Genomic DNA, 13,884 nt, shown 5'->3' with positions numbered 1-13,884 from the left:
GCAAGCGCTAGAAGCTACAAAATTTAAGGCTTTCTGGGCTGCACCTTGCTGGCTGCCAGCTTGGCATTCGCACGGGCCGTATCCACATCCTTGGCACGGGCCAGTGCCACGCCCATGCGGCGCTTCACAAAGGCTTCTGGCTTGCCGAACAGGCGCAGGTCTGTGCCTTCGATGGCCAGCGCTTCATCCACGCCATCAAACACCAGGCCTTCTGCATCCTGGCCGCCATAGATCACCGCGCTGGCGCCGGGGTTGCGCAGGCTGGCATCCACAGGCAGGCCCAGAATGGCACGCGCATGCAGTTCAAACTCGGACTGCCACTGGGTGCACAGCGTCACCAGACCTGTGTCGTGCGGACGGGGAGAGACTTCGCTGAACCAGACCTGCTCACCCTTGACGAACAGCTCCACGCCAAACAGACCCAGCCCCCCCAGATCGTCCGTCACTGCCTTGGCAATCTGGCGCGCCTTTTCCAGCGCTGCGGGGTGCATGGGGTGCGGCTGCCAGCTTTCCACATAGTCGCCCGACTGCTGGATATGACCCACGGGGTCACAGAAGTGGGTTTCCACCTGGCCGTCCTTGCCCTTGGCACGCACGGTCAGCTGGGTGATTTCGTAGTCAAAGTCGATAAAGCCTTCCACAATCACACGGCCCTTGGCCACACGGCCACCCGCCATGGCGTAGTCCCAGGCCTTGGCCACGTCCGCTGGGCCATCGATCTTGCTCTGGCCCTTGCCCGAGCTGCTCATCACCGGCTTGACCACGCAGGGGTAGCCAATGGCGGGCTGGCCGTCGCTGCCATCGATGGCAGCCTGCAACTCCTGCAGCGAATCACAGAAGCGGTAAGGACTGGTAGGCAAGCCCAGCGTCTCGGCAGCCAGGCGGCGAATGCCTTCCCGGTCCATGGTCAGGCGTGCAGCACGCGCAGTGGGAATGCAGGTGATAACGCCTGCGGCCTCCAGCGCTTCCAGCATGGGGGTAGCGATGGCCTCAATCTCGGGCACTACCAGATCGGGCTTGACGGCTTCAATCAGCGCCTTGAGTTGCGCCGGATCACTCATGGTGATGGTGCGCGCATGGTGGGCCACCTGCTGGCCGGGCGCATTCTCGTAGCGATCCACAGCAATGGTTTCCACACCCAGGCGCTGCAGCGCAATCAAGACTTCCTTGCCCAGCTCTCCGCTGCCCAGCAGCATGACCTTGGTGGCATTGGCAGATAAAGGCGTTCCCAGCGTTGTCATTTCTTGTCCCAGTCTCGGGCACGGCAGCCCGTGTTGCACAAACTGCCCCAGATCATAGGTGACGGCAGTGGCCCGCCTGCAACGTGTTAATGCGTAGTGGGCTTGCTGGCCGCAGGTATGACACCATCTTTGCGCGGGATATAGCCCAGGCCAAAGTCCATGTCCTCAGACCACACCAGGTCTGCCCACAGCCAGGAGCTGCTGGCAGTCTCCAGGCTCAGCACATGCACGCCTGCGCTGTCCTTGATACGCCCCTTGAGCCATTCCAGCTGGTCATCGCGTGCAAAGATCAACATGCCAATGCTCCACTCACTGTCCGTCAGCTGCAGGCGCTGCAGCTGCTCCAGCAATGGGGCGTAGCAGCGCTCCACACGCTGGTTGATCTTGTCCACCAGACCGATGGGATAGCCAGATGCCGTGACCTCTGCCACCCAGATCTGTTTTTTGGCAGGCCGCAAAGCGACAAAGTCTGGACACATCCAACCAGAAGCTACGTCGTACTGCGGCGCGATAAAGGTGTCGCCATTGGCCGTGAGCAAATGCATGACGGCTTCTTCGTGTCGGTCCATGGTGTCTGGCTTTCTGAATGAATAGCTGATTGCGCTGATGAAATAAGCGTTCCTGCCTTATTTTGCGCATAAAAAAGGAGTCCCTAGGACTCCTTTGTACCGGATACGGCGACGGGGCTTAGAAGGTTTCCCAGTCGTCATCGTTGACGGTATTTTTGCTGCTTGCTGCATGCAATGGTGCAGGCCGCAGCAGCTTGGGTGCAGCCTCCTGTGCTGGCTTGGCGGCGGCAGATGCAGGTTTTTCTTGCGCGGCGTCTGCTTTGCTGGCTGTGCCAGATTTGCTGCTCAACTTGGGCACTGTAGCCTTGGCCACATTTTCAGGCTTGCGTGGCACAGCGGGGGCTGCAGCTGTACTGGCGCGAGGTGCTGAGGCTGGGCTTGCCAGACGCTGCACCTGCTCCTGCCCCACATTGAAAAGTGCCACCACCTGGGCCAGGCGCTGTGCCTGCTCGTTCATGGCAATCGCGGCGGCCGAGGACTCTTCCACCAGCGCAGCGTTTTGCTGGGTCATCTGATCCAGATTGCTCACCGCCTGGTTGACCTGAGCAATACCATCGCGCTGCTCCTGGGAAGAAGCAGAGATTTCCCCGATCAGATCCGTCACGCGGCGCACGCTGGCAACGATTTCCTGCATGCTCTCGCCGGCCTGCGCTACCTGCTCGGCACCCACTTCCACATTGCCCACGCTGGTCGTGATCAAGGCCTTGATTTCCTTGGCCGCCTCGGCACTGCGCTGCGCCAGCGAGCGCACTTCACCTGCCACCACGGCAAAGCCACGGCCCTGCTCGCCCGCTCGGGCAGCTTCCACGGCGGCGTTCAGCGCCAGGATATTGGTCTGGAAGGCAATACCGTCGATCACACCGATGATGTCGCTGATCTTGCGGCTGGAGGTATTGATCTGGTCCATGCTCATGACCACCTGGCTGACCACCTCACCACCGCGCTCAGCGGCCTGCACGGCCGTGGCTGCCAGCTGATTGGCCTGGCGTGCGGTATCGGCAGACTGGGTCACGGTGGCTGTCAGCTCTTCGATGGAAGCCGCCGTTTCTTCCAGATTGGCAGCCGTCTGCTCGGTACGTGCCGACAGATCCTGATTGCCCGAAGCGATCTGGGTTGCGGCCGAGGACACAGAATCCACGCCATTGCGCACTTCACCCACCACAGCGCGCAGCTTTTGCGTCATGGTGTTCAGGCTGCGCAGCAGCTGGCCCAGCTCGTCCTTGCGGTCGTCATGTACATCGCGGGTGAGGTTGCCGTTGGCAATTTCCTGTGCCAAATCTACGGCCCTCGCCAAAGGTGCTGTTAGCTGGCGCACCAGCCATGCTGAAATCAACAAGCCTACGACCACCACAGCCAGCAAGCCTAGCCCTCCAATGATCATGGCTCGGGTACGGATGCTGTCGCTGTCCTGAATGATGGTGGTACGCAACTGCTCCTGCAGTTTGACCATGGCATCCAGCTCCGCTATGTAGCTGGTCACTGCGGGTATCAGATCAGACTGCACCATGGCGGCAACATCACCATCACTGCGACGCTCCATGGCCACCTGCTGGGAAATATTGTTCACCTTCTCGCGGGCAGCATTGATGCTCTGGAGGCGCTGACGTCCGGCCGCCGTCTCTAGATGCTCCTCCGTTTCTTCGCGCAGCACGGTGGTGATCTTGCGTGCTTCTTCATAACGTGTGTTGAAAAAGTCCATGCTCGCTTGGTCCTGAGCCATATTGGCTGCCACCAGAAAGCTGGCCGAGGTTTCTACCGCACCTCGCCATTGCACCACCACCCGGATGCGCTCTTCCACGCTTTGCAGCTGCTGACGCAAACTGCTTTCCAGACTCAGCATATAGGTCTGCATGCCCAAGCCTGCAGCGAGCAAGGCACCCATCACCAAGAGCATCAGCGCCCAAATCTTTTTGGACACCGACAAGTTCTGAAACTGCATATCTTTCCTAACAAATAAAAAAGGCCCGGGCCTTGCAGATCACGAGCCACGCGTTCCATGGTTTATCGTCGAAAACTGCCTGGGGTTTACCTGTAATCACTTGTTCATTAACTTTTTTTTACATTTTCGTACAAGCTGTTGCATTGCAGGCATCGCAAGCCAAGTCCATGAAAAAAAACCGCTGGTGCAGGCCCCAGCGGCTTCTTGTTTTCTGCGCATGCACGGCTACCAGCTTAAGCCCCCAGGCAGATCCCAATGTCCCGCGCCATGGTCAGCAGCGGGTGGTCCAGCGCTATGCGGCGCTGGGTATTGGCAACCGTGGCAATTGCTACGCTGCCAATCTGGCCGTTCTGCAGGGTGACCATGCGGCCAAACTGGCCGGACAGAATCAGCTGCGCGGCATGGTGACCAAACTGGGTGGCCAGCACACGGTCAAACGGCGTAGGGTCGCCACCGCGCTGCACGTGGCCCAGCACGGTGGTGCGTACCTCGCTCTTGAGGTGTGGCTGCAGACGCTCCCGCAGCACATGGCCAACGCCTCCCAGACGCACAGGGTCAGGGCTGTAGGCCACGGTTTCGCGCACCGTCAGGCTGTGGCCGCTTTCCTTGGCACCCTCGCCGATGCAGATGATGGTGTAGCGCTGGCGCTGCTCGCGCGCCTTGCACACCTCGATGATGGTCTGCAGGTCGTAATCGATCTCGGGAATCAGGATGATGTCTGCCGCACCAGCAATACCCGCTTCCAGCGCCAGCCAGCCCGCATTGCGGCCCATGGTCTCCACAATCATCACGCGGTGGTGGCTGTTGGCCGTGCTTTCAATGCGGCGCAGGGCCTCGGTGGCGGTAGCCACGGCCGTGTCAAAGCCAAAGCTGCGTTCGCAGTTGGCAATGTCGTTGTCAATGGTCTTGGGCACACCCACGCACTGCATGCCAACGGCATGGGCCAGGCCATAGGCCAGGCTTTGCGTGCCGTCACCGCCAATGGACACCACCACGTCCAGACCCAGCGCCTGCACATTGCGCTTGACCTGGGCCAGTGTTTCCTCGTTCTTGAGCGGGTTGGCGCTGTTGCTGGTGCCCAGAATGGTGCCTCCAATGTGCAGGATGCCTGAAACCTCATCCCAGCCCAGCGGCTTGACGCGAGGCGTCTCGCCCATCAGGCCTTCAAAGCCATCCTGAATGCCAATGACCTCACACTGCCCCTGGCTGATCAAAGACTTGGTCACGGCGCGGATCACCGCGTTCAAGCCGGGGCAGTCGCCGCCCCCTGTCAACACGCCAACTTTCATCACTCCCTCTTTCTGCTTAGTTCAGCAAATTCAATGCATCCTGATAGGCAGGCTGCAGCATCAGCTCATCCCAGGGCTGGGGCATGGTCTCGGGCAGCAGCGACAGGCGGCGTGACTCCGAGTCCACATCCGGCACCCAGCGACCCGTGCGCAGTGCGTCGTCCATGCCGTCCAGCAGTGCATCGACATGCTCACCCAAACCCAGGCTCTGGTTGCACAGCAGCACCATGTCGCAGCCCGCGTTCAGAGCACGCAAAGCCGCTTCGGTGTAGCTGATGACCTCACCATCTATGCGGCGCGCAGCTTCCATACTCAAGTCGTCACTGAAGATGGCGCCGTCATAGCGCAGCTCGCCGCGCAGAATGTCCTGCAGCCAGACTTTGGAGAAACCTGCGGGCAGCGCATCCACCTTGGGATAAATCACATGCGCAGGCATGACAGCCGTGAGCACGCTGGACAGCCATGGGTATGGCGCAGCGTCTTCTCTCAGAATTTTTTTAAGCTTGCGCTTGTCCACCGGGATATCAATGTGTGAATCTGGCTTCACATGACCGTGCCCGGGGAAGTGCTTGCCGCAATTTCCCATGCCCGCCTGCAACAAGCCATGCATCAGGCTCTTGGCCAGGGCTGTCACTACACGCGGATCGCGATGAAAGCTGCGGTCGCCAATGACCGAGCTTTCACCATAGTCCAGATCCAGCACCGGCGTAAAGCTGAAGTCCACACCACAGGCGCGCAATTCACTGCCCAGCACATAGCCGGCAGCCGTGGCGGCATTCATGGCACGCATGGCTCCGCTGCCTTTGCGACGCTGCTTACCCTTACCGTCATCCATCCACATCTGGCCAAAGGTGCGCATGGATGGGATGTGCGTAAACCCATCGGTCCTGAAGCGCTGCACGCGCCCCCCTTCATGGTCCACGCAGATCAGCAGGTCTTCCTTGACGGCCTTGATGTCGGCACACAGCTGCACCAGCTGCGCACGGCTTTCCCAGTTACGGGCAAACAAAATGATGCCGCCTACCAGGGGATGGGCGAGGCGGGCGCGGTCCACATCGGTCAGGCTGTGGCCTGCGATGTCGATGATCAAAGGGGCATGCATGGCGGTCATGGTGGTCACAACAGGGGCGTTTGCTACAAAACCTCAAGTATGAGCCCGAAGCCGCGCTTGCGTGGGCGCTCAGGCAGCTGCCTGTGTTTCCACCACGCAAAAGCTGGCGGCGTATTCGCTCTCGTCGGTCACGGTGATGTGGGCCTTCAGGCCTTTTTCGTCCATCCACTGCTTCATCGCGCCATACAGCACGATGGTGGGCTGGCCACTGGGCAGGTTGGCAATCTCGCAGTTGCGCCAGGTCATGGGCATGCGCATGCCCATGCCTACAGCCTTGCTGAATGCTTCCTTGGCCGAAAAGCGCGTGGCCAGATAGCGCACGCCACGTTCAGGCCAGCGTACGCTGCGGGCGCGCCAGACCTGCAGCTCCTGCGCGGTCAGCACTTTTTCTGCAAAGCGGTCGCCGTGGCACTCCAGACTGTCGCGGATGCGGCGAATGTCGCAGATGTCCGTACCAATACCGTAAATCATGTATTCATCAAAAAGAAGAGCTGTTAGCGCTGATATTTCAAGCATTTCAGATAGAAAACCATCTGAAATGCTTTATTGACCAGCACTAGCCGCTATTTATTCAGTAGTCTGGCCTGTATGCCTGCATCGATACAGGCCTGGTAGGCCTTGACGGTAGCGCCATAGCCCAGCTCCAGTGCGTCAGCAATCAGCGCGTGGCCAATAGAGACTTCGGCCACACCGGGCACACGGGCCACAAAGGCGGCCAGATTGTCGCGGCTCAAGTCGTGGCCGGCATTTACCTCCAGCCCGGCATCCAGCGCTGCCTGCGCCGCCTGGGCGTAGATGGCCAGCTGCTGTTCCTGCCCGGCCGTGCCCCAGGCTGCGGCATAAGGCTCGGTGTACAGCTCGACGCGGTCTGCACCCACTGCCTTGGCAGCGGCCATTTGCGCGGGAACAGGGTCCATGAACAGGCTCACGCGCACGCCCAGGGCCTTGCATTCTGCAATCAAGGGGCGCAGGCGCTCAGCGTCCTGCGGGAAGCTCCAGCCGTGGTCGCTGGTGAACTGGTCTTCGCTGTCAGGCACAAAAGTGGCCTGGTGCGGACGCACATCGCGAATGAACTGCATCAGGTTCTGCGTGGGGTTACCTTCGATGTTGAACTCGGCTTGCGGCCAGGCCTGGAGCAGCACTGCCAGTTCATACACATCGCTGGCACGGATATGGCGTTCATCCGGGCGGGGGTGGATGGTGATGCCCTGCGCCCCAGCTTCTAGGCACAGCTGCGCGGCACGTGTGACCGAAGGAATACCCAGATGGCGCGTATTGCGCACCAGAGCGACTTTGTTGACATTCACGGACAGGGCCGTGCGACGAAATGGGGAAGACGAAGCAGTCATAGCGTTTGCAAATCCATCATCAGTTGCCGCGTGCGCAGCAGGGGGCTGCCGCAATGGTATTGCAGCAAATGGCGCAGCTGCGGCTTCAATGCCGATGCCACCGCTGCACAGGCACGCACAGTGGCGGGGTAAGCGGCCTCGCCCTGCTCCAGCGCGTGCTGCAGGCTGCGCCACTGCACCCCGGTGAGGCTGGCGCGGTCGCCGTCCAGCGCCGGGCGCAAACCCATCTCGGCCACTAGCACATAAGAGCTTTGCGGCTCCAGCGCCTGCAGCGTCTGCGTTTCCAGCTCCAGCGCTGGGAGCAAGCCCAGCTCGCGCAGCAAGATCAGTTCAAACGCGCGCAGCACGGGTTCAATCACTTCTTCCTGCTGGGTAGCCAGCAGTTTGACCACGGCGCCATACACATCAAACAGGTAAGCATACGGGTCGTCCCGCGCCAGCAGGCGCATGAGCAGCTCGTTCAGATACAGCCCGGTGAGCAGGTTGTTGCCCATGGGCATGATGTGCCCACCCGCCCACTCCGCGCCTTTGAGCACATGGATGTCGGCATTGCCATCACCCGAAAGCGTGTAGCTGACTTTGAGCGGCTGCAGCGCCAGCAGCACGGGACGAAAGTTGGAGGTGTGGCGCTTGACGCCCTTGGCCAGCAGCGCCACACGGCCACGGTGGCGTGTGAACACCTCCAGAATCAGGCTGGACTCGCTCCAGTCATAGCGGTGCAGGATAAAGGCGGGTTCATCACCCACGCGCTTGGCGGCCATAGGTTCTCAAAAAGACAAAAAGGCCTCAGTGAGACCTTTAGGAAAAGCACGAAGCTTGAAGTGTCGCATAGCGTTGAGCGAAGCGGCCGAGACGCAAAGCCCCTGCGCAGACAGTGGCAGCGCCACGGCAAGCGGGTGCGACAAAGTATCGGCAACGCCAGGCGGCACCCGACACCTTACTCGTAGCCGAAAGACTTGACGCGGACTTCATCATCCGCCCAGCCCGACTTGACCTTGACCCACACTTCCAGGAAGACCTTGGCGTCAAACAGCTTTTCCATTTCCTGGCGGGCTTCGGTCGAGATGCGCTTGAGGCGCTCGCCGCCCTGACCAATCACCATGGCCTTGTGGCCATCGCGCTCCACCACGATGGTGGCGGCAATGCGCATGAAGCGGTTGTGCACCTTGCTGGGCTCTTCGACAAACTTGTCGATCACCACGGTGGAGGTGTAAGGCAGCTCATCGCCTGTGAAGCGGAACAGCTTTTCACGCACGATTTCCGCGGCCATGAAGTTTTCGCTGCGGTCGGTCAGCTCGTCTTCACCGTAGAACCAGGGCTGCTCGGGCAGGTACTTGGCGCAGATGCCGAACAGGCGCTCGATGTCACCCTTGCTCTTGGCCGACATGGGCACAAACTCTGCAAAGGGGTGGCGCTCCTGCATGCTCTTGAGCCAGGGCGCAATCTCGTGACGGCGGCCCACGGTGTCCAGCTTGTTCGCCACCAAAATGGTGGGAATGCCGGGCTTGAACAGGCTCAGCACCTTGGCATCGGCCAGGGTGAAGCTGCCTGCTTCCACCACGAACAGGATCAGGTCCACATCACCAATGACGCCCATCACGGCCTTGTTCAGCGACTTGTTCAGGGCCGTGGAGTGCTTGGTCTGGAAGCCGGGCGTGTCCACAAAGATGAACTGCGTCTCTTCCTTGGTGCGGATGCCGGTGATGCGGTGGCGTGTGGTCTGCGACTTGCGCGAGGTGATGGACACCTTCTGCCCCACCAGCGCATTCATCAGCGTGGACTTGCCCACATTGGGCTTGCCCACGATGGCGATCAGGCCACAGCGCTGCTCTTCGGGAGCGTACACACGCACGGGCGCGGCAGCTTCAGCAGCTTTCTCGGCCTCAATCTCTGCCGCACGGGCCACCAGCGAGGGGGTTGCGCCGGGCTTGGCCGCAGCCAGCATGGCATCCAGCTCGGCCATGCTCTGGCCAGCAGGTGTCACATCAGGAAACGAAGGGACTGGAGATTTAATGCCTTTTTGGCCTTTAGCGCCCTTGGCGCCTGCGGTGCTAGCTACTTTTTTCGCAGCATCGTTCATGGGTGTTTCGCTTTCAAAATGGCCAGCATGGCGCTGGCAGCAGCCTGTTCGCCGGCACGACGCGATGGTCCTGTGCCCTTGGCGCCCAGCTTGAGTTCGGAAATCATGCAGGCCACTTCAAAGGTCTGCTTGTGCGCAGCCCCGGTAATGGCCAGCACGCTGTATTGGGGCAGCTGCATGCGGCGGCCTTGCAGCCACTCCTGCAAAGCCGTCTTGGGGTCTTTCTCGGCCGCACGCATGTGGGGGTTGATGTCCACGCCTTCAAACAGGCGGTGTACCACTTGCTCGGCAGCGACAAAGTCAGCATCCAGGTACACCGCGCCCAGAATGGCTTCGACGGCGTCCGCCAGAATCGAGGGGCGGTTCTTGCCGCCGGACTTGGCCTCACCTTCGCCCAGGCGCAGCAGCTCGGGCAGCTGGAGCTTGAGCGCAATCTGGTGCAGCGTGCCTTCCTTGACGAGGTTGGAACGCACGCGCGACAGATCACCTTCGGGCAGCTCACGCAGGCGCTGGAACAAAAGACTGGAGATGGCCAGACTCAGCACAGAGTCTCCCAGAAACTCCAGACGCTCGTTGTTGTCTGCCGAGAAGCTGCGGTGCGTCAGCGCACGCTGCAGCAAGGCAGGATTTTGGAATGTGTACTGCAGCGTCTGCTGCAGTTCTTGCAGGGTGATTGGCACCTATTTGGTCTGGTAATTAAAACGGTAAACAAGGTAGGCAGGGCCTACCAACGGAACGGAACGCTCATATTCAAAGCCCACCACAACCCGGTCATTGACCTTGGAGATCTCCAGATCCTTGCCAGAGATGGTGGTGATGTCATCAATCTGTGCAGCCCTGTCAAACACTGCACGCACTTCTGACACGGTATCGCCTTCCCGCGCAGCCTTGGTCGCTGCTTTCTGGGCCGACTGATATTCCAGAAGGATAGGCAGCGATTGTCCGCCAATCGCAAAAACCGCAACTGCCAGCACAGCAATCACGACAAAACCGATGAAAGACAGACCGCGCTGGCTGTGACGAGTGGCTCCACGCATAGATATTCCCTCTGCTCTTATGGAAATGGCCGCTACAGCGGCCATTTCTCTGATTCAAGTGCTGCGCACTTTTAATGAAAGCTACCGATGCGTTTGAGGTTACCGAAATTCATCCAGATGAAAAAGGCTTTTCCGACAATGTTGGCTTCAGGCACAAAGCCCCAGTAGCGCGAGTCCAGCGAGTTGTCGCGGTTGTCGCCCAGCACCCAGTAGTAGCCCTCTGGCACCTTGCAGGTCACGCCTTCCACGCTGTAGACGCAGTTTTCGCGGTAGGGATACTCAGACGCCCCTTGAATGTACGCAGGCACCCCGGGCGTGTTGAGCATGCGGTGCGGCTTCTCGCCCAGATGTTCTTCCAGCTGCTTGAAGTAACGCATGGCATCGGTGTCGAAAAAGTCGGGCAGCTGCTCGGTGGGCACTTCCACGCCGTTGATGGTCAGGCGCTTGTTGAGGTAGGCCACGGTGTCACCAGGCAGCCCCACCACACGCTTGATGTAGTCCAGCGTAGGCTGAGGGGGATAGCGGAACACCATCACATCACCACGCTCGACGGGATTGCCGTCGGTGATCTTGGTATTGATCACGGGCAGACGCACGCCATAGTGGAACTTGTTCACCAGGATCAGGTCGCCCACCATCAGCGTGGGAATCATGGAGCCCGATGGAATCTTGAAGGGCTCAAACAGGAAGGAACGCAGTACAAACACCACGAACAGCACCGGGAACAGGCCCGCCGTCCAGTCCAGCCACCAGGGCTGGCGCAGGATGCGGGTCTCTCCTGGCTTGGTATCCATGTCATGGCGCAACCCCTGGCGCTCCAGCTCGGCACGGCGTGCCTCAGCCTCAGCGTTCAGGCGCTCTGCTTCTTTCTTGCGCTGCGGAAAGAAGTAAAAGCGTTCGGCCAGCCAGTAAATACCGGTGACAAAAGTCGCCAGGAACATCAGCAAGGCAAAGTTGCCTTCGATGGCGCCGACATACCACGCCCCAATATAGGCAACGAATGCGGCCAAGATAACCGCGGTGATCCACTGCATGGCTTGCATGGTTCCCTCTTCTGTTTACTCTTCGACCTGCAGGATGGCCAGGAAAGCTTCCTGCGGCACTTCCACCGAGCCAATCTGCTTCATGCGCTTCTTACCAGCCTTCTGCTTTTCGAGCAGCTTGCGCTTACGGGTAATGTCACCACCGTAGCACTTGGCCAGCACGTTCTTGCGCAGCGCCTTGACGGTTTCACGCGCGATGATGTTGGCGCCAATGGCCGCCTGAATCGCCACGTCAAACATCTGGCGGCTGATGATTTCGCGCATCTTGCTCACCACGGCACGGCCACGGTACACCGCCTGCGAACGGTGCACGATGATGGACAGCGCATCCACCTTCTCGCCATTGAGCAGGATGTCGACCTTCACCACGTCAGACGCACGGTACTCCAGGAACTCATAGTCCATGGAGGCATAGCCGCGCGAGACCGACTTGAGCTTGTCAAAGAAGTCCAGCACGATTTCGCCCAGGGGCATTTCGTAGGTCAGCATGACCTGACGGCCGTGGTATTGCATGTTCATCTGGATGCCGCGCTTCTGGTTGGCCAGCGTCATCACGGGGCCCACGTAGTCCTGCGGCATGTACAGGTGCACGGTCACGATGGGCTCCAGAATTTCCTGGATGCGTCCCACATCAGGCATCTTCGAGGGGTTTTCCACATCGATGACTTCACCGTCACCTTTGACCACCTTGTAGACCACGCTGGGCGCGGTGGTGATCAGGTCCTGGTCGAACTCACGCTCCAGACGCTCCTGCACGATTTCCATGTGCAGCAGGCCCAGGAAGCCGCAGCGGAAGCCAAAGCCCAGCGCCTGAGAGACTTCTGGCTCAAACTGCAGGGCCGCATCATTGAGCTGCAGCTTTTCCAGTGCGTCGCGCAGCTGGTCGTATTCAGAAGCTTCTGTGGGGTAGAGGCCAGCAAACACCTGGGGCTTGACTTCCTTGAAGCCAGGCAGCGGTGTCTCAGCAGGGCCCAGATTGTTGGGCAGCTTCTTTTCCAGCGTAATGGTGTCGCCCACCTTGGCGGCCTTCAATTCCTTGATGCCGGCAATGATGTAACCCACTTCACCCGCCTTGAGCGAGTCACGCGGAGAGTTCGCTGGGGTGAACACGCCCACCTGGTTGGCTTCATAGGCGGCGCCCGTAGCCATCATCTTGAAGCGCTCATTCTTCTTGAGCTCACCGTCAACCACGCGCACCAGCATCACAACGCCCACATAGGGGTCAAACCAGCTGTCCACGATCATGGCGCGCAAAGGCGCATCAGGGTTGCCCTTGGGAGGCGGCACCTTGGCGACGATGGCCTCCAGGATGTCATCAATGCCCATGCCGGTCTTGGCCGAGCAGGGAATCGCATCGCTGGCATCAATGCCGATCACGTCTTCGATCTCGGCCTTGGCGTTATCAGGATCAGCCTGGGGCAGGTCCATCTTGTTCAGCACGGCAAACACTTCCACGCCCAGGTCCAGCGCGGTGTAGCAGTTGGCCACGGTCTGCGCTTCCACGCCTTGCGAAGCATCCACCACCAGCAAGCCGCCTTCACAGGCCGACAGCGAGCGCGACACTTCATAAGAGAAGTCCACGTGACCGGGAGTGTCGATCAGGTTCAGGTTGTAGACATTGCCGTCCTTGGCCTTGTATTGCAGGGCGGCGGTCTGTGCCTTGATGGTGATGCCGCGCTCTTTCTCGATATCCATCGAGTCAAGCACCTGCGCCTCCATTTCACGCTCTGCCAAGCCACCACAGCGTTGGATCAGGCGGTCGGCAAGTGTCGATTTGCCGTGGTCAATGTGCGCAATGATGGAAAAATTTCGGATGTGCTTCATCAACGATAAGCGTTTGTAATTAAAGAGAAAGCGTGGTCATTGCAAGAAAAAAAGGGCGCGTCAGATGTTGACGCACCCTGAACCAACAATCTCTGGCAACTGCGATGAGGTTGGACTGCCAATTGTAGGCAAAACTGCCCAAAAACCAAGCATCCATTTGCTATGACTCGGGCATTCATGTGCGCCCCGAACGCCATTTTCCACAAGTTAACCACAGATTCCATGCAGGCAGACCTTGCGCAAAAACAGCACCATCAGGTGCTGTATCTGCAGCAAGTGCTCGCTTGTCTCAGTCCGTGACCGCGCTCTGAAGCGGCCATTCTAACCAAGCACTCCACTTGCCAGGCATTACCCCCAGACTCAGCCCTACGTCAGGACATATGCCGCTGACGCAGGGATGCG

Annotated in this window: 13 protein-coding genes; all 13 read right to left on the bottom strand. The window is 59.7% G+C overall.

The window, feature by feature from the left end; all coding sequences use genetic code 11:
- Nucleotides 1–23 precede the first annotated feature (23 nt).
- Nucleotides 24–1,241, bottom strand: coding sequence for a formate-dependent phosphoribosylglycinamide formyltransferase (purT, locus tag F7P80_RS08385; protein ID WP_058880117.1), 1,218 nt, complete (start codon nt 1,239–1,241; stop codon nt 24–26).
- An 86-nt stretch (nt 1,242–1,327) separates the two neighbouring features.
- Nucleotides 1,328–1,810 (bottom strand): hypothetical protein, encoded by a 483-nt coding sequence (locus tag F7P80_RS08380; RefSeq protein ID WP_054067439.1) that lies wholly within the window; start codon nt 1,808–1,810, stop codon nt 1,328–1,330.
- A 118-nt stretch (nt 1,811–1,928) separates the two neighbouring features.
- Nucleotides 1,929–3,704 carry a methyl-accepting chemotaxis protein gene (locus F7P80_RS17295; RefSeq protein WP_428840862.1) on the bottom strand — a complete coding sequence of 592 codons (1,776 nt, stop codon included), beginning with the start codon at nt 3,702–3,704 and terminating at the stop codon, nt 1,929–1,931.
- 278 nt (nt 3,705–3,982) lie between these two features.
- Nucleotides 3,983–5,038 carry a 6-phosphofructokinase gene (locus tag F7P80_RS08370; protein ID WP_151043957.1) on the bottom strand — a complete coding sequence of 352 codons (1,056 nt, stop codon included), beginning with the start codon at nt 5,036–5,038 and terminating at the stop codon, nt 3,983–3,985.
- A 16-nt stretch (nt 5,039–5,054) separates the two neighbouring features.
- The gene (gene nagZ, locus F7P80_RS08365) at nt 5,055–6,149 is read right to left on the bottom strand and encodes a beta-N-acetylhexosaminidase (protein ID WP_151043952.1); all 1,095 of its coding nucleotides are present in this window, start codon (nt 6,147–6,149) and stop codon (nt 5,055–5,057) included.
- Nucleotides 6,150–6,218: 69 nt separating this feature from the next.
- Nucleotides 6,219–6,620 carry a holo-ACP synthase gene (acpS, locus tag F7P80_RS08360; RefSeq protein ID WP_151043949.1) on the bottom strand — a complete coding sequence of 134 codons (402 nt, stop codon included), beginning with the start codon at nt 6,618–6,620 and terminating at the stop codon, nt 6,219–6,221.
- A 92-nt stretch (nt 6,621–6,712) separates the two neighbouring features.
- A complete protein-coding gene (locus F7P80_RS08355) occupies nt 6,713–7,498 on the bottom strand; it encodes a pyridoxine 5'-phosphate synthase (RefSeq protein WP_151043946.1) in 786 nt (261 codons plus the stop codon).
- Nucleotides 7,495–8,259, bottom strand: a complete 765-nt coding sequence (recO, locus tag F7P80_RS08350) for a DNA repair protein RecO (protein ID WP_151043942.1) — start codon at nt 8,257–8,259, stop codon at nt 7,495–7,497. Before recO ends, F7P80_RS08355 begins: the two co-directional genes overlap by 4 nt.
- Nucleotides 8,260–8,435: 176 nt before the next feature.
- Nucleotides 8,436–9,578, bottom strand: a complete 1,143-nt coding sequence (gene era, locus F7P80_RS08345) for a GTPase Era (RefSeq protein WP_151043939.1) — start codon at nt 9,576–9,578, stop codon at nt 8,436–8,438.
- A complete protein-coding gene (gene rnc / locus F7P80_RS08340) occupies nt 9,575–10,258 on the bottom strand; it encodes a ribonuclease III (protein ID WP_054067447.1) in 684 nt (227 codons plus the stop codon). Before rnc ends, era begins: the two co-directional genes overlap by 4 nt.
- Complete coding sequence (locus F7P80_RS08335) at nt 10,259–10,615, bottom strand: DUF4845 domain-containing protein (RefSeq protein ID WP_054067448.1); 357 nt, start codon at nt 10,613–10,615, stop codon at nt 10,259–10,261.
- Nucleotides 10,616–10,686: 71 nt separating this feature from the next.
- The gene (gene lepB / locus F7P80_RS08330; RefSeq protein WP_077345177.1) at nt 10,687–11,658 is read right to left on the bottom strand and encodes a signal peptidase I; all 972 of its coding nucleotides are present in this window, start codon (nt 11,656–11,658) and stop codon (nt 10,687–10,689) included.
- Between the two features lie 15 nt (nt 11,659–11,673).
- Nucleotides 11,674–13,482 carry a translation elongation factor 4 gene (gene lepA / locus F7P80_RS08325; RefSeq protein WP_054067450.1) on the bottom strand — a complete coding sequence of 603 codons (1,809 nt, stop codon included), beginning with the start codon at nt 13,480–13,482 and terminating at the stop codon, nt 11,674–11,676.
- Between the last annotated feature and the right edge of the window lie 402 nt (nt 13,483–13,884).

It is taken from the genome of Comamonas kerstersii, assembly GCF_008801935.1.
Taxonomy (GTDB): domain Bacteria; phylum Pseudomonadota; class Gammaproteobacteria; order Burkholderiales; family Burkholderiaceae_C; genus Comamonas; species Comamonas kerstersii.
This window is presented reverse-complemented; position numbering and strand designations above follow the sequence as displayed.